General features: G+C 45.2%; 19 protein-coding genes. 9 read left to right on the top strand and 10 right to left on the bottom strand.

Features of this window, described 5'->3' with window-relative positions:
• Positions 1-13: 13 nt before the first annotated feature.
• On the top strand, positions 14-403 hold the full coding sequence (locus FIV04_RS04790) for a DUF4345 domain-containing protein (RefSeq protein WP_152468395.1): 390 nt from the start codon (positions 14-16) through the stop codon (positions 401-403).
• Between the two features lie 10 nt (positions 404-413).
• Positions 414-1,916 carry an arylsulfatase gene (locus FIV04_RS04795; RefSeq protein WP_152468396.1) on the top strand — a complete coding sequence of 501 codons (1,503 nt, stop codon included), beginning with the start codon at positions 414-416 and terminating at the stop codon, positions 1,914-1,916.
• A gap of 72 nt (positions 1,917-1,988) precedes the next feature.
• On the opposite strand, the gene FIV04_RS04800 is transcribed toward FIV04_RS04795, so the two are convergent.
• The 4 genes from FIV04_RS04800 to FIV04_RS04815 all read right to left on the bottom strand — a co-directional run bounded on the left by FIV04_RS04800 (position 1,989) and on the right by FIV04_RS04815 (position 6,935).
• Positions 1,989-3,014, bottom strand: a complete 1,026-nt coding sequence (locus tag FIV04_RS04800) for a LacI family DNA-binding transcriptional regulator (RefSeq protein WP_152468397.1) — start codon at positions 3,012-3,014, stop codon at positions 1,989-1,991.
• A gap of 206 nt (positions 3,015-3,220) precedes the next feature.
• Complete coding sequence (locus FIV04_RS04805; RefSeq protein WP_152468398.1) at positions 3,221-4,297, bottom strand: porin; 1,077 nt, start codon at positions 4,295-4,297, stop codon at positions 3,221-3,223.
• Between the two features lie 198 nt (positions 4,298-4,495).
• The gene (locus FIV04_RS04810; protein WP_152468399.1) at positions 4,496-5,512 is read right to left on the bottom strand and encodes a nuclear transport factor 2 family protein; all 1,017 of its coding nucleotides are present in this window, start codon (positions 5,510-5,512) and stop codon (positions 4,496-4,498) included.
• Positions 5,513-5,639: 127 nt separating this feature from the next.
• Positions 5,640-6,935, bottom strand: coding sequence for an MFS transporter (locus FIV04_RS04815; RefSeq protein WP_152468400.1), 1,296 nt, complete (start codon positions 6,933-6,935; stop codon positions 5,640-5,642).
• A 348-nt stretch (positions 6,936-7,283) separates the two neighbouring features.
• Between FIV04_RS04815 and FIV04_RS04820 the strand changes: the two genes are divergently transcribed.
• Positions 7,284-8,825 (top strand): sodium/solute symporter, encoded by a 1,542-nt coding sequence (locus FIV04_RS04820; protein ID WP_152468401.1) that lies wholly within the window; start codon positions 7,284-7,286, stop codon positions 8,823-8,825.
• A gap of 25 nt (positions 8,826-8,850) precedes the next feature.
• A complete protein-coding gene (locus tag FIV04_RS04825; RefSeq protein WP_152468402.1) occupies positions 8,851-10,221 on the top strand; it encodes an L-serine ammonia-lyase in 1,371 nt (456 codons plus the stop codon).
• 105 nt (positions 10,222-10,326) lie between these two features.
• Here FIV04_RS04825 and FIV04_RS04830 read toward each other — a convergent pair whose 3' ends face one another.
• Entirely contained in the window at positions 10,327-10,812 is a 486-nt protein-coding gene (locus FIV04_RS04830) for an Lrp/AsnC family transcriptional regulator (protein ID WP_004739989.1), read from the bottom strand.
• Between the two features lie 119 nt (positions 10,813-10,931).
• Between FIV04_RS04830 and FIV04_RS04835 the strand changes: the two genes are divergently transcribed.
• Both FIV04_RS04835 and FIV04_RS04840 read left to right on the top strand, forming a co-directional pair.
• Positions 10,932-11,531, top strand: coding sequence for a LysE family translocator (locus FIV04_RS04835; RefSeq protein ID WP_152468403.1), 600 nt, complete (start codon positions 10,932-10,934; stop codon positions 11,529-11,531).
• 262 nt (positions 11,532-11,793) lie between these two features.
• Positions 11,794-12,219 (top strand): septal ring lytic transglycosylase RlpA family protein, encoded by a 426-nt coding sequence (locus tag FIV04_RS04840; protein WP_152468404.1) that lies wholly within the window; start codon positions 11,794-11,796, stop codon positions 12,217-12,219.
• 22 nt (positions 12,220-12,241) lie between these two features.
• On the opposite strand, the gene FIV04_RS04845 is transcribed toward FIV04_RS04840, so the two are convergent.
• Complete coding sequence (locus FIV04_RS04845; RefSeq protein WP_152468405.1) at positions 12,242-12,676, bottom strand: GNAT family N-acetyltransferase; 435 nt, start codon at positions 12,674-12,676, stop codon at positions 12,242-12,244.
• A gap of 195 nt (positions 12,677-12,871) precedes the next feature.
• Positions 12,872-14,134 (bottom strand): amidohydrolase family protein, encoded by a 1,263-nt coding sequence (locus FIV04_RS04850; protein ID WP_061031831.1) that lies wholly within the window; start codon positions 14,132-14,134, stop codon positions 12,872-12,874.
• A gap of 295 nt (positions 14,135-14,429) precedes the next feature.
• Here FIV04_RS04850 and FIV04_RS04855 point away from each other — a divergent pair, with 295 nt between their 5' ends.
• The gene (locus FIV04_RS04855) at positions 14,430-14,912 is read left to right on the top strand and encodes a hypothetical protein (RefSeq protein ID WP_152468406.1); all 483 of its coding nucleotides are present in this window, start codon (positions 14,430-14,432) and stop codon (positions 14,910-14,912) included.
• A gap of 67 nt (positions 14,913-14,979) precedes the next feature.
• Here FIV04_RS04855 and FIV04_RS04860 read toward each other — a convergent pair whose 3' ends face one another.
• Positions 14,980-16,656 carry an amidohydrolase gene (locus tag FIV04_RS04860; RefSeq protein ID WP_152468407.1) on the bottom strand — a complete coding sequence of 559 codons (1,677 nt, stop codon included), beginning with the start codon at positions 16,654-16,656 and terminating at the stop codon, positions 14,980-14,982.
• 205 nt (positions 16,657-16,861) lie between these two features.
• Between FIV04_RS04860 and FIV04_RS04865 the strand changes: the two genes are divergently transcribed.
• Positions 16,862-17,386 (top strand): lipocalin family protein, encoded by a 525-nt coding sequence (locus FIV04_RS04865; RefSeq protein ID WP_032549531.1) that lies wholly within the window; start codon positions 16,862-16,864, stop codon positions 17,384-17,386.
• A gap of 53 nt (positions 17,387-17,439) precedes the next feature.
• Here the strand turns inward: FIV04_RS04865 and FIV04_RS04870 are convergent, their stop codons facing one another.
• The gene (locus FIV04_RS04870; protein WP_152468408.1) at positions 17,440-17,817 is read right to left on the bottom strand and encodes a hypothetical protein; all 378 of its coding nucleotides are present in this window, start codon (positions 17,815-17,817) and stop codon (positions 17,440-17,442) included.
• Between the two features lie 60 nt (positions 17,818-17,877).
• Entirely contained in the window at positions 17,878-18,183 is a 306-nt protein-coding gene (locus FIV04_RS04875) for a monooxygenase (RefSeq protein WP_152468409.1), read from the bottom strand.
• Between the two features lie 157 nt (positions 18,184-18,340).
• On the opposite strand from FIV04_RS04875, the gene FIV04_RS04880 reads away from it, so the two are divergent.
• Positions 18,341-19,231 (top strand): LysR family transcriptional regulator, encoded by an 891-nt coding sequence (locus FIV04_RS04880; protein ID WP_152468410.1) that lies wholly within the window; start codon positions 18,341-18,343, stop codon positions 19,229-19,231.
• The last annotated feature ends 20 nt before the right edge of the window (positions 19,232-19,251 follow it).

Below are 19,251 nucleotides of genomic sequence, written 5' to 3' on the forward strand. Positions count from 1 at the left end.
AAAGAGCAATCGCATGAATCCACAGAGTATTTTTCTCATTGTTGCCGCCCTCGGTCTCACACCCATTGCCCTCTCTTACGGTTACGCGCCGACTGTATCTCTTGATTATCTTTTCGCTATCGATGCGACTCCGGTGAACGTCTCTCATGTCTTTAGGGCTGTGATGGGACTGTATTTGGCGTTGGTGCTGTTTTGGCTCTCTGGCGCAATGATCCAAAAGTATCGTCTTCCTGCTCTCTATAGCTTAGTGATTTTTATGCTGGGGCTAGCTGCGGGTCGTGTATTGAGTTTGGTGGTTGATGGCATACCACATTGGTTGTTGATTGTGTATTTGGTGCTAGAGGTTGGCTTTGGCGTGGTGGGAATAAAAATGATTAGAAACGAACAGTCTAAAATGGCTTAAGGAAGGAACGATGAAAAGGATACTTCACTTGTTGGTGTTGGTCGTTATGGGAAGCTGGTCTTTGTCCGCTTTCTCGGCTCAAGATAAACCGAATATCTTTGTTATCTTTACCGACGACATTGGGATTTCAAACCTAAGTGCGTATCACAACGGGGTGATGAGCAGTGAAACACCGAATATTGATAGCATTGCCGAGAAGGGCATGTTGCTCACAGACTATTACGCTCAACCTTCATGTACAGCGGGGCGTTCAGCTTTCCTAACTGGACAATTGCCTGTTCGAACGGGCATGCATACAGTGGGCTTGCCGGGTGGACCTGTTGGGCTGCACGCGGACACACCAACGCTGCCAGAAATTCTCAAAACCATGGGCTATGTGACAGGCCAGTTTGGTAAAAACCACTTAGGTGACCGAGATGAATTTTTACCGACTATGCACGGTTTTGATGAGTATTGGGGTTGGTTGTATCACTTGAATGCAATGGAATACACAGAAGATCCTGATTGGCCAAAAGATGGTTCATTGGATGCATTTGCACCACGTAATGTGATATACGCTAAGTCGGACGGTAAAGGCGGTCAAACCATTGAGGATGATGGCGCGCTGACTATCGAGCGTATGCGCACATTAGATGATGAAGTAAATAAACACGCGATCAACTTCATCGAAAGGGCGGTTGAGGCGGATAAGCCATTCTTCACTTGGTATTGTCCATCACGCGGTCACGTTTGGACGCATCTTTCACCTGAATACGAAGCTATGCTTGGCCAAAATGGTTGGGGGCTTCAAGAAGTGGTGATGAAAGATCTTGATGATCATGTCGGTGAAATGATGGCGAAAATGGAAGAGCTGGGTATTGCCGATAACACTATCATCATTTTCACTGCGGATAATGGCCCTGAAATCATGACATGGCCAGACGGTGGCATGACACCATATCACGGTGAGAAAGGTACCACGTGGGAAGGCGGTGTACGTGCACCTGCTCTTGTGAGCTGGCCAGGTAAGATTCCTGCTGGCAGTATCGGCAACGGCATCTTCGATGGTATGGACTGGTTACCAACGCTTGTTGCAGCAGCTGGTGGTCCGGCGGATCTGAAAGAGAAAATGCTCAAAGGTTACGATGGCTTTAAAGCGCACCTCGATGGCTATAACCAAGTCGATATGCTGACTGAAAAAGGTGAATCGAATCGTAAAGAGATTTACTACTATGAAAGAGACAAGCTGCAAGCGGTTCGAGTTGGGGATTGGAAGGCACACTTTGTGGTTCAAAACCATGGTTGGAGTGGCCCTAAAGAAGAACTGAATGCACCATTACTGTTTAACTTACGACGCGACCCTTATGAGCGAGCGGCGGAAGAGTCGGGTATGTACCTTAAATGGATGGGACAGAAAATGTGGGCATTTGGTCCTGCACAGGCAGCGGTACAACAACACCTAGCGACCTTCAAAGAGTGGCCGCCTAAAACACCGGAAACTCAACCTGAAAACACTGGTGGTGTAGGAAACTAACCGCCTCAAAATGCAAAAATCCCGCTCTCGATGAGCGGGATTTTTTTTATAGGAATGTGTCTTTCAGTTTCGTTACTTGAGAGTCGTTTTTCTCTCAATAAACTTAACGGGAACCATCAATTTAACCAAGCTTGTCTCTTGGTCTTGAATTTGGTTAACAACAATTTTCACTGACTCGCGCGCAAGGCGTCGGAAATCTTGCTTGAAGGTACTTAGCTGATAATTCAACCACTGTGTTTGCGGGATATCATCAAAGCCAATCACCTGTAGATCCTCAGGGATTCTTAGGTTGAATTCCAAACGAGCCACATCCATGACCGCCATTGCGAGGTTGTCCGTCGCACAGAAGATGGCTTCTGGTTTAGAAGGTTCTGAAAACAGAGTTCTGATCGTTTCTAAGGCATCAAGGTAGTCATAATCGGCTTCAATAACGCGCGCTTGTTTACCCGTTAAATCTTCAAACTCAGCGCAAAAACCTGATTCGCGCTCGTCATTGGTGTACGTTGGAACATTACCGGTTAGATAAACTGCAGATGTAACGCCACTGCTGTGAAACTGCTGTGCTGCAAGCTGCCCGGCTGCATAGTTGTCGCTCACAACATGGCTGCTCTTCGTGCCTTCAACCACACGAGCGTATTGAACAATAGGGATATCGAACTCTTCACACTCTTCATACAGAGATTTGTTGAAGGTTGCAGATGCGGCAATTACACCATCGACTCGATATTGGAAAATATTAGGGATCGAGTGGTTGTCATTTGCATCCACCTGCCACGGAATAAGTACTGCTGAGTAACCCTGTTTTTGCAGCTCTGTTGAGATGAGTTGCAGGGTTTTCATGTGGATAGGGTAATCTGCATCTGGGAAGACCAATCCAATCAATTTAGATTCGTTGGTAGTCAGGCTTCGTGCAAAAGCATTAGGACGATAGTTGAGGGCTTTAGCGGCTTCGAATACTTTTTGCTTGGTCTTTTCCGATACCGAACTGCCCGGCACAAATACACGAGAAACGGTAGATTGAGAAACGCCAGCCAGTTTAGCGACATCTTTTGAAGTTACGGTTGCTTTCGGTACCGAGGAGTGTTTTGGAGAGTTCATAGACCATGCATTTTAAGCCGAATTAATGGCGTGTAGAGTATCATAAGTAGGTACGTATTCAAAAAGTCAATTAAATCAAATTCTATGAAAAATAAGGCTTAAGAGATTATATTGGGTTATAAGCTGGGTATAACCCAAAAAGCTCTGCTGAGTTAATGAGATAACATCGCAGAGCTTTGTTTAGAGCTTAGAAGATTCTACTCATATTAGAAGTAGTAACGAATACCGGCAGCAAACTGGTCGTCGCTGTTTTCGTACTTCACGCCATTGTATGAGTCTTTGCCATTATCGAACTGATATTCAGTCCAAACTAAGAACTTGTTCTTCTTAAAGTGGTACTCAAGGCCAGGGATAATCAACTGACGCTCGTAACCATTGGCATTGTCGTCCGTGTCCGTTAAGTAGTTAACGTTAAAGGTTGGGCGTAGGCCATTCTCAAAGTGGTAGTAAGTAAAGAATTCAGCACCACGGTGGTCATAGAACTCTGCTTGGCTGGTGGTTTCCCAGTTTGAGCCTTGGCTGTATGTGAAGCCAACAAACAATCCGTTATTGGTGTAGTTCACACCCAATAATCCGATGCGTTGAGTATCGCCATTTTTGATGTTCTGAACACCCGCCTCAACATCGTCAAACTCATTCTGATGGTAGGCTAAACCAATGGTTAGGCCATCCATAACTGTGTATAGCGTTGAAGCACCCATACCGTTTTTCAGTGTTGCTGTTTTACCATCAGCTAGGCCAACATCTTCACGAGTGGTTTGGTAGGTGAAGCCATATTTCCAGTTGTCGTTGATGTTGTTACGGTAGGTGATGGAGTTTTCCGCACGACCAGTGCCTGAAGCAATCCCCCAGTCAGATAGGTTGTAGTAACCAGAACCACGCGAGCCAAATACACGACCCATATCGGTAAACCAAGCCACATCATAAAAGGTAGACCACTGCTTAGTACCCGCTGCGATCTTGCCGTATTTATCGTGCTCTACACCCGCGTATAGAAGTCGGTCATAAATGTTGTCGCCGTTGGCACCGGAGTTGTAACCCCACTCAGCGTGGCCAAAGCCAGTCCAATCATTGTCTAGTCCCATTTTACCTTTCAGGCCAAAACGAGAGCTACCGCTGTTCCATTCACCGTTATGGTCGCCACCTTTGTCGTGGTAACGAACGTCAAAACGGCCGTCTAGGGTCAAGCTGTCACCAGCTTCATTTGTAAATGTGTGGGCTGCAAAAGCAGAGCTAGAAGTAAGCGCAGCGAAGACCACTGCAGAAATAATCGACTTTTTCATTGTTGTTTTCACTTTATTCAGGCCGTCGAAAGCCACCGTGCTTTCAAGCCCGTTAAATGTAATGGTTCAGAGGGTGCACCCATCCGTGAGGCACAGGTTGGTTATTTTGAGTGGAACAGGTTGCCGAGGGCGAGAAGGAGCCCTCGGCAGTCATGTCGACCTAGTGTAGGTATGGACTAGATAGACAATAGGACAGGGTTACAGCGTTGGGTTTAGGATTGAAGAAGTGCGTTCGAACACATCTAGACCTTGCTGTTTTAGCCAGAAAGGAAGATCAATCAGTACCCAGTTTTCAGATAGCTTGTCGCCGTCACGGTAGTAAACGTCAACCACTTGCATGTCTGCGCGAACTTCGCCACCAGTCATACCTAGGAAGCCACCTGTTGGTGTGTTTGATAGGTTTGGCCAACCGAAGAAACAAGAGAAGTTACCTTCAGCGAAGCGACAAACGTGACCATTAAACTTCTTGTCTTTCAAGTTATTACGGAAAGGAAGTTGGTGTTGCTTCTGGTAACGTGGGATTGTGTAAGATGCACCGATACCACAAGGGCCGTACCAGATCATATCTTTAGACCAGCTCTTCTCTAGCACTTCTGGTGGGCAACCCATTGCGCCGCTGTCGTTAAGTGCAGATAGGTCATCAACCATCTTGTTCACTAGAGCAAGCGTAGCTACGCCTTCTTCTGGTGCTGCATCTTCAAACAGTAGGCCATCGTGGTTACGTGGGCCAGGGTATACAAAGTGCTTACCTGTTGATGGTGGTAGTGGGTAGCAACCCGCTTGGTCCATCATGCCTAATAGGTCTAGGAATAGGCCTGTCTTAGTGATTTTGCCGTCAACAACACAGTTAAATTCTGCGTAGCGAACGTTCATGATTTTGCCTGTAGGGCGCATGCCTAGGTATTCAGCGTCGAACAGACCCATGAAGTGACCCATGCTCATTACCCAAATTTCATCTGGGTTGATTTCGTTGTTACCACCGATGAAGATATCTTGACGACGCTGCATGCGAGTCATTGATTTCATCATCGGAGCCCAGAATACGTCAGCTGCAGCTTGAGCGCCTTCTTGCTCACGGAATGGGTAAACACCGCGCCACAAGTAGTCTTCAGAAGTGTGTGCTTTTAGTACTTCAGCAACGTTCTCGTGAGTTGCATTTTCCATCGCATCAAAATATTCGCGAACAATGCGTTTAGCTTCTTGATATTTAGACATAATTCATTCTCTTTATGTTGTCGAGTCAACATTCGGAACAGGACTCGATTTGGATTTTGTTACCGGCTGACTGCTCAGCCGGGTCAATGTTTATTTCTTGTCTTGAGAGACTTTCAACTAAAGGGGATTAAGCTTTTGCCGCTTCCGCTTTTTTGCTCTTGTCGAAGATGCCGCCTTTCAATGTTTCTGGTAGAGATAGCCACAGTAGACCGGCCACAATCCATACGATTGGTGAGCCCCACATTGCTGTTGCAAGGTCGCTGCGCTCTTGGATGAATACCAGTACCATTGGTGCCCACATGCCGATGATACGACCACCGTGGAATAGGGCTGCGCCGAAGCTACGTAGGTGAGCAGGGAACAGTTCTGAGAAGTAACCACCCCATACTGCTGAAGCTGATAGGCCGAAGTTGTAGATAAGACCCAGGATAGCCAACATGTTCAGACTGCCGATCATCACGTCGCTTGGAGCAACGAAGAATACTGATGCCATGATGCCCGCTAGGATGAAACCGAATGCGTTAACCTTACGGCCGTATTTGTCTGCAATCGCACCCCATACCCAAGCACCGAATAGAGAACCGAATGCTGAGATAGAGAAGATGATGCCGATGGTCGCGCCGTCGAATTGACGAACTTCTTTTAGGTACGTTGTCACGAAGCCAGAGAAGAACTGGTAACCGTAGAAGTTAAGACCTGCTAGCAATAGACAAGTGATGGTTAGCTTGCGGTAAGGCGCGCTAAGCATTTCGCCCCAAGAACCTTTCTTCGCTGGTGCATTTGTTGTTTCCGCTTTCGCTTGATCTTCTTCACCGTAAGCGATCACTTTTTTGTCGCTCGGAAGGATAAAGATCATCACTACCGCAGCTGCTAGAGGAGGAATACCACCTACCCACATTAGACTCTGCCATGGTGCGTCAATGCTAGAGATAAACGCTGCGTAGGCACCCATTGCCATAAGCGCAACCGAGAACATAGAAGATGCGAACGCCGTTAACTTACCGCGAACCGTTGGCGTGAATAGGCCGATCATTAGGCTTACCGCTACTGTGAAGTAACCACCCAAAGAAATACCGATGATGAAACGCATGGCTGCCCACATAGCGTAGTCAGTAAACATCATGTTGATGATCGTTGCGCCGCCGTTCAGTGCAGTGATGACAATAAGAGTCGATTTCTTACCAAAGTTTGATGCCACCCATGCGCAGCTTAGAGCACCAATAAGTGCACCAACCGACTGCCATGTATAGAACTGAGCCGTATCTGCTAAGTTAATGCCGTCATATGCATCAACGATGTATGGGCGTACGTAGTCAATAATTACAAAGTTATAACAATAGAAAAAGTAGCCTACTAGAATTGCAAGATAAGCAGCTACCCTTTGAATCATAGGAACTTCGCTCATGTGTTTTTTCGTAGTCATGACCGATAAACCTTTATTTTATATAGGGTGTTATGAGTTTTGATTACAGTGTAGTAGGTATTGGTGTTTACTACGCTGTCTTCGTTTCGGGAGAGATAATAGAGTTTTTGTGGTTATTAGATCCGTGATCAAAGTCAATTTTAAAATGAGTGCGTACCCATTTTGTGTATTTTGGTGATCTTGATCGCATTTGATCACCATTTTTGCCGTTTTGGGACTTTTTGAGCGTTTAATCGTCAATCTTAGTGACAATACTCACACTTATTGGGGGTTTTTGAGGGAAAATATCCAATTTTAAGTAATATTGGCAGCGAATGATTTGCGAAATACAATAAACGGAATCTCAAAATGGTTACGTACTCAAGTTTTGTGGTGATTGCTCTTTATGTGTTAACCACACTATTTATCAGCTACTTAGTGAACAAGCGCTATAGCGTAGGTGGCGACTTTTCCACAGGCGGAAAGCAATTTGGTTGGTTTACTGCAGGGGTATCTATTCTTGCGACCTACATCAGTGCGATGACATTCGTAGGCATGCCGGGCTGGGTTTATAGCTCAGGTATGGAAGCGATGAGTGTTCACTTAAATTATCCGGTCGTCATCTTTTTCGCTGTCGTTTTCTTTGTTCCCGTGTTCTACAAGCTTGGCCTGACTTCGATCTATGAATACCTAGAACACCGCTTTGGCGTTGTTGCTCGTACTATCAACTCGATTGTGTTTATTGTCGTGCAGTGTATTTCGGCGGGGGTGATTTTGTATGCCGTTGCTTTGATTGTGGTGCAAGTGCTACCGATTGGTATTTCTGAAGCGATTATTTACATCAGTTTGTTCACCGCGCTTTATACCTATGCGGGCGGTATTTCTACCGTAATATGGACTGACATGCTGCAGTCTGCAGTACTCATTATCGGCAGTATTGCGATTTTTGGTTTGCTTCTAATGAAAATTGAAGCGGGCGAGATGCCGTCACCAGAACAACTTAACATCATCAATCTAGATTTTGACTTGGGCGTTGATACTACTTTATGGGCGGGCTTGGTCGCAGTGAGCTTTCTGCACCTTAGCGTGTACGGCACTAACCAGTTGATTATTCAAAGAACGCTGGCGACAAAAGATGTGAAAACAGCACAGCGATCTATGCTGCTGTGTGGTTACGGGGCGTTTTTCATCTACCTATTTTTTGCGGTAATGGGCGTACTGCTGAGTGTCTTTTATCAAGACAATAGCTTTGAAAACAGCAATGAAGTGATTCTCGACTTTGTGTTTAACCATACCAACCCAATTATTGTCGGTCTGGTGATTGCTGCGTTATCGGCAGCGGCTATGTCGACTCTGGACTCGACCTACAACTCAATGGCAACTGTCGCAACGTTCGACTTTTACAAGCGCTTTTTTCGCAAACAAGCATCAGACGCTCACTACGAATCTGTAGCTAGAAAAATGAGTCTTGTTGCCGCAGCATCGGTTGTTGTGCCCGCCTTGCTGGCTGTTTCTAACGAGTCTGTGCTTAAAACCATCGCTAGCCTAACTTCAATCTTTGTTGGTATTCGTCTTGGCTCTTTCATTCTTGGGCTGTTTTTCAAGAAAGCGAATGAGAAAGGTGTGATTGCGGGCAGCCTAGGCAGTGTTGTTGTGGTTTTTGTGGCTAAGTACAGCGGTGTTTCTTGGCCTTGGTTTGCACTGATTGGCACCGTGGTTTTCTTAGTATTGGGCGTTATCGTGAGCCGTTTCTTTGGTGAAGTTACTCAACAACAAAATGAATTTATTGCTAAGCAAAAGCACTTGTTTGCCAAGCCGACGACAAGTCATTACGGCTTATTGGTATTTGCCGTAGTCACCGTCGCTGCTTGTACCGTTATTCCTGATTGGCTTTATGCCGTTCTTTCTTAATTGACCGATTTTTACTGGTAGTTCTATGTTATCGATCTTTGATATCTACAAAATTGGTGTCGGGCCTTCGAGCTCGCACACCAACGGCCCAATGATTGCGGGTTTTCATTTCACTCAGTTAGTTGCCGATAAAATCACAGAGGTGGTTCGTGTTCAGGTCGATCTTTATGGTTCACTGTCACTCACTGGAATCGGACACCACACCGACAGAGCAACTATTTTGGGATTGCTCGGCAACAAACCAGACACCATCAAAATCACTAGTGCTAATGAAGCGATGCGTCGAGCAATTGATAGTGGTGAGATGCAGTTAAGTGGAAGCCACACTATCGGTTTCAACTATAAAACTGACATGCTATTTCATGAGGACAATCTACCACTTCATGAGAACGGTATGATGATTACCGCCTTTGACCAAGATGGAAATACTATTGTTGAGGAAACCTATTACTCGATTGGCGGTGGCTTCATTGCAACCGCTGATGAACTCCAGAATGGCACTCAAACTAAGTCTGTTGAGGTGACGTACCCTTTTAGCAATGCTGAAGAGATGCTTGAGCAGGCAGAAAAAAATGGCATGAGCCTAGGCGGCATGATCCTGAAAAATGAGTCCGCCTACCAAGATGCGGATGCGATTGCAGAAAAGGCAGACCAGATTTGGCGCGTGATGTCGCGTTGTATGGAGCGCGGCTTTGAAACTGAAGGCATTCTTGATGGCGGTTTGAATGTTACTCGCCGTGCTCCAAACTTACTGAAGAAGTTGGAAGCGAATGCAGCGGTTGAGAACGATCCAATGGAAATTATGGACTGGATTAACTTGTTTGCCTTTGCCGTCAGTGAAGAGAATGCGGCTGGCGGTCAGGTAGTTACATCTCCAACCAATGGTGCTGCTGGCGTTATTCCGGCTGTGTTGATGTATTACCATCGCTTCATCAAAGAGTTGGATACCAAGCAACTGAAAGACTTCTTAGCAGTATCGGGCGCGATCGGTATTTTGTACAAAACCAACGCCTCCATTTCAGGTGCCGAAGTCGGGTGCCAAGGAGAAGTTGGCGTATCATCTTCTATGGCGGCTGCGGGTTTAACTGCACTTCGTGGTGGTAGTAATGAGCAGATTTGTATTGCGGCGGAAATCGCGATGGAGCATTCGCTGGGTATGACCTGTGACCCAATTGGTGGCTTAGTACAAGTGCCGTGTATTGAGCGAAATGCAATGGGTGCGATGAAGGCGATTAACGCATCACGCATGGCTTTGAAGCGTAATAGTAAATCTTTGATCTCGCTTGATAAGGTAATTGCGACAATGTACCAAACAGGTAAAGACATGAATAAGAAATATCGTGAAACGTCATTGGGCGGCTTGGCGCTAATTCATCTTGCACATCCATGTGAGTAGGAGCTAACTCGGCTCAAGCCTTTGCGAGTCTGATACTCTTATAAGAACGACAACAAAAAGCCCAGTCGCATTAGCGCTGACTGGGCTTTTTAATTTTGAAATCAACTAATCTTGCAGTGGCAGTTGGTAGCTGTTCTTTAGCTCTTTCACTGAGATGTTAGACTGAATTGCGCTGACGCCTTTTACTCGTCGAATAGAGCTGATTCGCTCAAAATACTCTTCCAGATCTCTTGCCAGCACCTGAATCATATAGTCGGCTCCGCCTGCAATGCAGTGACACATGGTGATCCAGTCTGTTACTGCGACAAACTCTTCAAAAGGCTCGGTGTTTTCAACCTCGTGATTACCTAATGTCACTAAGGTGAAACCTGCCACATGAAGGCCCAGTTTTTTGCGGTTTAGTTGTGCGGTATAGCCATCAATATAGCCCGTCTCTTCCATACGCTTCCAACGACGCCAGCAAGGTGTTTCACTCAGGTTTACCTTCTCGGCGAGCTTGCTGTTACTCATGCGCCCATCTTTTTGAATATGTCCAAGAATGGCAATATCCGTATCATCTAGCACTTCGTTGGTGGATTCTTTCACTTTCATAATAAATTTGGAAAAAGTCTGCTCAAATTTGATTTAATACTAACGCATATAGCAATTTAATTCCTACTCGAATCGGTAAACTCTTCTCCCACTAACGTTTATCAACTAGGAGAGAAAGAATGAGCGCTCAATTAATGCTGGCGTTCTTGTTGTTTTCAATATCGATTGGAATTACACCGGGAGCAGGAAACATTGCATTGCTTGGGATATCAAGCCGATATGGATTTGCGGCAACATTGCCTTTTGTCTCTGGTAACGCTTTTGGCATCATCATCATACTGGCGGGTTCAAGCGCTGGATTGGTGAGCTTGTTTACCCTTTACCCAGAGATATACACGGTAATGAAATACCTTGGGGCGGCTTATTTACTGTTTATGGCGTGGTCTATTGCCAACATGGAGATTGAGCAAGAAGATTCTGTGAATCGCTCAGGATTTATGTCTGGTGTTTTGATTCAAGTACTAAACCCGAAAGGGTGGATTGCTTCGCTGACCGTATTTTCTCAGTTCATCACCACACAAACAGATTACCTGATTCAAGTGGTGACGATTACCACCATCATGGTGGGGACCGGTGTATTGTGTATGTTGGTTTGGGCGTATTGTGGCACCATGCTGCAGCGTCTATTGCAATCACCAAAACAGATGGTGATGGTTAACCGTTGTTTGGGGGGAAGCTTAGCGATGGTAGTGGCATTTATGTTGTATCAGCCCGCTTAAGTTACTCTACGCAATAGCGAGTTTTGGAGGATTGGTTGAGATGCCAATCCTTTTTTTGTGCTTGTAGATTGTCAGTTTAATAAACCAGTTTTCAATGCCTTGTTAAATTTAACCTTCCACAGATAAATTCTTTCGAAATGATGACGGAATTCACTGTCGATCGTGAAAATATGCCAAGCCCTAACAAATGGTGGCTTGGACTGGAAAGTCACTATACTCAGACAAACAACCAAATTAACGACATCGAAACAGTACCCAAAGTATGAAAAATTTACGTGTTCTCTTTACCGCTCTTACTCTCATTATTCTTGTTGGATGCACCTCTACGTCGGCAGTTGGCAGCTCGAAAACAAAGGAGTATGCCAAATCCCATACGTTAGTTGGCCAAGCTTCTTGGTACGGAAATAAATTTCATGGGAAGCTCACTGCCAGTGGTGAAACCTATGATATGAATGCTTACACAGCGGCTCATAAAACTCTGCCGTTTGGAACAATCGTTAGGGTGACAAATACAAGCACCAACAAATCGGTCGACGTTAAAATTAACGACCGAGGCCCTTTTGTTAAAGGCCGAGTTATCGACCTCTCTTACAAGTCATTTGCACAAATCGGCAATGTAAAGAAGGGCACGGTACCTGTCAAAATTGAAATTGTAGATGACAGTAAAACCTTTAGGTACAAGCACTAATTTGGTCCAATTTCTTCTCGATTTATGACTGGAGAGGAAAGCTCATTACGCTATGGTTTGGCTCGCTTTCGATGTCTACGATTGACCAATCTAGTGATTGGTACAGAGCGGGCACGTTGGTGTAAACATAAAGGTGACTTTGATGGGCGTTAGAGACTTGCTTGATGCCGCGATTGATTAGCTCGCTTGCAATGCCTTGGCCGCGCCATTCAGGTAAAACAAGCAGAGCATTCAGCCAGATAACGTCAGAGTCACCATGGGGTTCTTTGAAATGCGAGTAAGCAAGGCCACCAATCACTTGATTCCCTCGGATAGCCACCAAAACTGGCGGAAGGTTGGCATCGTGTTTGTAGCTATCTATAAAGAGAAAATCAGACCACTCGTTTTGAAAGAGCTTTTCTAACTCCAACCAATGTTGACTGTTTTCAATACAGTTTCTAAATACGACCTTATTCATGTGCGGTTATGTCCTCCAATGACTAAGCAACTTCTCATTCTAATACCATCCTTATAGCACCCCGATTTATCCATAAATCAATAACCTGTGATTAATAGTAGCAATAAAACAGCGCTTAATAAAAAGGCAAGCAAGCGACTATAAAGTTCGCTTGCTTGCCTGAGAGGTTTCATTACTTAGTGAGTATATTGAACACTAAAGCGTGTTTTTATACACCTTGCCGTCTTTCATGATCAGTTTTTGTGTCTCTGTGTTAGCCACACATGCTACGCCTTCTAGTGGGTTACCGTCGATGATCAGTAGGTCAGCGTAAGCGCCTTCAACCACTTGACCAAGTTTGCCTTCTTGGTACGGGTGTTGGTATGTCGACATTTCGAATAGTCGACCACAGTTTGACGTCGCCATGCGAAGTGCAGTGATGGTATCGAATACTTGCTCAATCGCACCAAGCTCATTCAGTTGGGTCGCATGCACATTGGTTTCGCCCACACAGTCAGTACCAAACGCGATGTTTTGGATGTCGTATTTCTTAATCAGTTCTGCCGACTTGAACATGGCTTTACCCACGCGCTCTGTCTTGCGATATGTCTCCTCGTTTGGCAGTGGGATCTTACGCTCTGCAATCAATGAAGAGGTAAAGTAAGACGGGATTACCCAGATACCTTTCTCTTTGATGATCTCTGCTATCTCGTCATCCATGATAGTAGCGTGTTCGAAAGACATGACGCCCGCTTCTGCTGCTCGACGCATCGCATCAGAGGTGTGGATGTGCGCGGCAACATACGTACCGTAATCTGAAGCGGCTTGTACTGCGGCTTCCATTTCGTCGGAAGTAAATTGCAATGTATCTAGCGGGTCGAAGGTTGATGATGCACCGCCACCGGCCATGATCTTGATTTGTGATGCGCCCATAAATAGTTGTTCACGCACTGCTTTCAATACTTCTGAACGGCCATCGGCTACTCGCATCGCACCTAGCTTCATCATTGGCGAGTCTTCGTGTCCATTCGCTAAACGTTCTTGAGCTTGGTTTTGGCGGTAATCTGAGTGACCGCTGGTTTGTGAAATTGCCGCCATTGAAGGAAGAATACGTGGGCCAGTCGCGTAGCCGTTATCGATACTTTTCTTAAGGCCAAGCGTGTTACCTGCTACATCGCGAATAGTGGTAAAGCCACGCATCAGCATCTCTTCTGAAATCTTCGCTGAGCGAATTGCGACTTCTTCACGTGTCATAGTATCAATCACATTGAAAGGTGCAGATAGCGTGATATGAACGTGGGCGTCAATCAGGCCAGGCATTACCGTGCCACCTTGAGCATCAATAATTTCATCGGCTAACGTAGCGTCAACCTCGCCAATTTGGGTGATCAAGTTGTCTTCGATAAGAATTGATACATTCTCGATTAGGTTGTTATCAACACCGTTAAATACGTTCGCGTTAGTGATTAGCTTTTTCATAGTCTGCACCTTTGTGTTGTTTGAACTTTTAGAGCGTGAGCTCGTTTGATGCAGCCATGATAGGGAGGGACGGTAATCAATAATGGCCATTTGACGACAGTGATACATGTCGCTTCTTTTTAGTCTCTCATTCGATAAAAATAGGAACTCATCTACTTTTGATATAGCAGTCTGTAAATTATTGGGCGCGAATTATGCATTTGGTGAGGTGTCATGAAATGGTAAGTTTTGAAGAATCTCTGACGCTAGACTGTACACAAATCGAAGTTATCCAAGAAAGAAGAGAGAGTACAGAATGAGTAAAGTAGAAAAGGTTTACGGCTTTAATACACCACAGCGACTATTTGTTGGTTATACCTTGGCGGTGCTGGTGGATTTGGTGGTGCTCAACTTCTTTGACGAGTATTGGGAGTACGTGAACATTGAGTCATTTACTATTTCGTTCATCGCGGCGATTCTACTTCAGTTGTTGCTTAAACTATCGATTGGCTTAGAACATAAAATTGCCGATTACTTTAAGAATAAGCCGGGTACGGCACCAAAGGTTTACCGAGGTATCTCGACTTACATCATCCTTGTGGGTTCGAAGTTCGTGATGTTGGAAGCGATTAATATCTTGTTTGGCGACAAGGTGAGTTTCACTGGCCCACTCAATGGTGTAGTAGCGTTCTTTGCGGTGGTGTTTGTTATCTTGATTTCAGAGATTGTGGTATCGAAGATTTACTTCGCACTGGATGACAGCAACCAGAAGCAAGCCGAACATTCACAAGCTTCATAACAGATGACTTAAAGTAGAAAGAGCCAGCATAGATGCTGGCTCTTTTGGTATGTGTGATTCAAAAAACTTATTCAGATTCGTAAACAACATCCCCACGAAGAACCGTCATCAGGACTTTGGTTTTGGCGATCTGTCTTGCTGTCAGCGTGGTGATATCTTTATCGAGAATGGCAAAGTCTGCTGATTTACCCACTTCGATTGTGCCAGTGATGTCATCAATACCGAGGCTTTTGGCTGGATAAAGCGTATAGGCATCGATAGTTGTATAGATATCAGTGAGCCCTGTTTTACCCATGATCAAACTGTTTGAAATCCCGACGAGGGGATTAATGTCGTGCACATTCCAATCGCTACTTAGAGTAATGTTGGCTTCGGTTCTGAGAATGGCATTGAGGTTCATCATAGCCTTCGCTCGTCTTGCTCCTAAGAATGCAATCGCCCACTCATGGTCATGTTGTGCAACGTAATCTGAGCCCACTTGAAAATCGGCTGAGACGCCTAGTTGGCGAAAACGTGGAATGTCTTGTTGGTCGATCAGCTCAACATGAGTCAGGGTGTATGGTTTGTCTGAGCCCAGTTTACGCACATGCTCTACCGCATCAAGGGACTCGCGCACTGCACCATCGCCAATGGCATGGATATGTGCACTAAAGCCGATCTTATTTAGCGCCACAAGCCAATCTTTCATCTGCTCTGGTGGAATGTAGTTAATGCCATAAGGTGAATCGGTTAGATAGGTGTCCAGATAAGGGGCGAGTGTTTTCGCTGTACCATTAATTACGATGCCATCACTGTACATTTTGACTTGGTCGACCAAAAGCAATCGAGACTTATCGCTGGAATACATCTTCTCGAATACCTCAAGCTGAGAAGGCATCGCCATGTCAGGATAAACCCAAGGTCGAAGGGAAACTCGCGCTGTCAAATCTTGGTTTTGTTCAGCTTCTTGCCAAACCTCATACCAACCGCGTTTCCAATACATGCGCCCATCACCAATCGTGGTAATACCGTGGGCTGCGGCTTCTTCCAATCCTGCCATCAAACCTTCATAGCTCTGTTCAAACAGTTCGTTCTGGCTGTTCCAAGCGATCTCCATGACTTGGTCTCCGGCATTGTCGAGCAAGATGCCATTCAGCTTTCCTGTCTGTTCATCTTTGAGGTAATAACCACCTTGAGGGTTGGGCGACTGTTCGCTGATACGAGCGATTTTCAATGCTTTAGAGTTGACCCACATAGAGTGCGAAGTTTGCTCCATGATCACGACCGGGCGATCGGGGAAGATAGAGTCGATTATTTCGAGTGGAGTGTAATCAGATGGGTGGTTCATGATCGCATCGAGTGAAAAACCGTAGCCCATAAGCCAGCCTTTGGAGTCATCATCGGCGCACACTTCAAGATAAGGTATCTGCTCTTCTAGCGTTGCTTCTGAGTCGAGTTCACACACGCCACCCATTTCAGATGCAGCTTCAAATACATGATTGTGGTTATCGATGAAGCCCGGCATAACAAAAGCTTGCTCCAGGTCGATTTCAGGAGCGTTAGAGCCTGCAAAAGACAGAGCCTTGTCTCGATTACCTATAAAGGTGATGACGCCACCTTCAGTAACTAAGGTGTCTGATTCGTAATGTCCATAAATGATGGCATTGGAGAACACTTGTAGATCGCTGGCTTTGCTCGGGATGGAAACCAACAGAGCGGAAAGCAGTAGGCCGAAACGAGGAATAACCGATGAAGATAGGCTCATAATGATTCGCTTATTTAATCCATTTTTCTAATTATAGAAACACCCTGAATGGGATGAGCGAGATTCTACGTTTTATAAAATAAAATGTGTGACTTCAATGAGATAATTGTTAGTTAACTCACTGATTAAATAGGTGAACGCTGAACCTTTTTCTATTATTAACGTATTAGTTGCTTGTAGTTGATGCATTTAAAAAGGATTAAGAATGAAAAGATTTTTGTTGCTGATGTCGGTGGTGTTTTTGGGAGGCTGTTTGGGTATGCCTCAGTCGGTGAAACCGGTGAATGAATTCCAATTAGATAGTTATCTAGGTACATGGTACGAGGTTGCTCGTTTGGATCATTCGTTTGAAAGAGGACTGAGCAATATCAGCGCTCAATACTCATTGCGTGACGATGGTGGCGTGAAAGTGATTAATCGTGGCTACTCAATAGAGAAGGGCGAGTGGAAAGAAGCGGAAGGCAAAGCGTATTTTGTGGAAGGGAGTGACCAAGGTTATCTGAAAGTATCGTTTTTTGGTCCGTTTTACGGCTCTTATGTGGTATTTGAGTTAGATAAACAGGGTTACCAATATGCGTTTGTTTCTGGTCCTGATACGGATTACTTATGGTTGCTGTCTAGAACGCCACAAGTCGCCCCCGAGGTACTAGAGAAGTTTAAGCAGATGTCGAAAGAGCGTGGTTTTAATACCGATGAGCTGATTTACGTCACGCACGACGCGATTAACTAACACGTAACTTGATAGAAAAAGGAGAGCGCAAAGTCTACGCTCTCCTTTTTAGTTTACGATTTTTGCAGCTGTAACTGTCGAATACTCAATATTGATAGGAAGCTGAAGAATGCAGGGTCACTCCAGCCAAAGCCCACAAAGATGCCTGTAAAAGCAGCACACAAGGTGATGATGGCACCAAGCATGTTGGTCACAACCAAGGCTTGGATAAGTTTTTTAGCGCTTATTCCTGACTCAATATCACGTAGCAACCAGGTTATTGCTGCGATGCCACCAAGGAAGATACTGGTGTGTTGAGACAGAAAATAAGCGTACTTATCATTGATCTCCACACCGTACATTGGCCACATAACGGTCGGTAGGAAGAACAGGGCGATGGCAAACCCTGCGTAAATGATGCCGTGTAGGCTTAGAAACGTTTTATTGTTCATGTCGTATCTCTTCTTCTGTCTTTCAATATCTACAATTCATTGCAATAGCGAATCGCTTAATTAGCTGTTAACTGGACCTTTGTTAATGGTCGTTAACGGCTGGTTGACATCAAAAATCACGCCACGCACTTCCGCTACACCCATCTCTTTTAAACGAGCACTGTGCATGGCTAGATAGGCTTCGGCACTCAATTGGTCTTCGAACAAGTAGACCCCGCCACCAAGCTTTTCTGCTTCGTTCTCAGTCCAAATTTTCCAGATCATGCCTGGCTCATTGTTGATGGATTTTGCTAGGTCAACGAGGGCGTTTGACATCTCTTCACCAAATGGGCCATTAAATTCAAAATCGACTTGTAGTAGTTTCATGGTTATCTCTCCAAATAGTTATTAAACATTGCGTTGAGGCGAGCTGCCATTTCGCAAAAATCTTGAAGGCTTGATTGCCCGTTGAGATAGATATTACCTATAAAAATTCGACAAAAAAGTTCATAATATTGTCATTAACTGTCAGGATTTTAGACCAATGAGATTGAAGACAACCTTAGACCAATGGCAAACACTGTTCGAGATTGATCGTGCGGGGAGCATTCAAGCTGCGGCGTTACAACTGAACAAGAGCCATACCACTTTGATCTATGCATTGAGGAAACTGGAAGACCAGCTTGGCGTCTCTTTGGTTCGGGTCGAAGGTCGTAAAGCGGTGTTGTCAGAAGATGGCAAGGCGCTACTTCGCAGGGCGAGCAGTATGTTAGAGCAAGCCCGAGAGCTCGAATTGATTAGTGATCAGTTAGCCAAGGGAGTCGAGTCTGAAATCGTGGTGGCGGTGGATCATCTATGTTGTCTTGAACGTCTTTATGGGCCGATGGCTACCTTTGTGGCCGAGAACAACACCACCTCGATTCAGGTGATAGAGACATCGTTATCTAAAACGACAGAAATGGTCACCCAAGAGCTAGCCGATGTTGCCATCATCAATTTGCCCGTGACTAACTACCCAGCGGAAGCTTTTGGTTTCACGGTGATGGAGCCTGTAGTTACTAGCTCGCATCCTCTAGCTAAGGAAGAACCTCTATCACTCAATCAACTATCGTCGTTGCCACAAATTGTGGTGAGAGATTTAGGTTCATTAGAGAAACTGGCAGATAAAAAAGACGTGGGTTGGCTTAAATCAAGTCAGCGCATTACGGTCGATAATTTCGACCATGCCTTTGGCGCGGTTGAGCAAGGAGTAGGATACTGCAGGCTGCCTAAACACATTGTTGATAGTCGAGGAAGTGATAAGCTTACCGTGCTTAATGTCGAAAACGGTCGTGGTTATCACGTCCCACTGCATCTCACGCTGCCAAAAGGCGTAAAGACAGGCCCTGCGGCAAAACGCTTCTATGAACTACTGTTAGAGTCTGTCTCTCGTTAGCGCTGAACTTCAATCTCAAC

Source organism: Vibrio sp. THAF190c (assembly GCF_009363355.1).
Lineage (GTDB): Bacteria > Pseudomonadota > Gammaproteobacteria > Enterobacterales > Vibrionaceae > Vibrio > Vibrio fortis_A.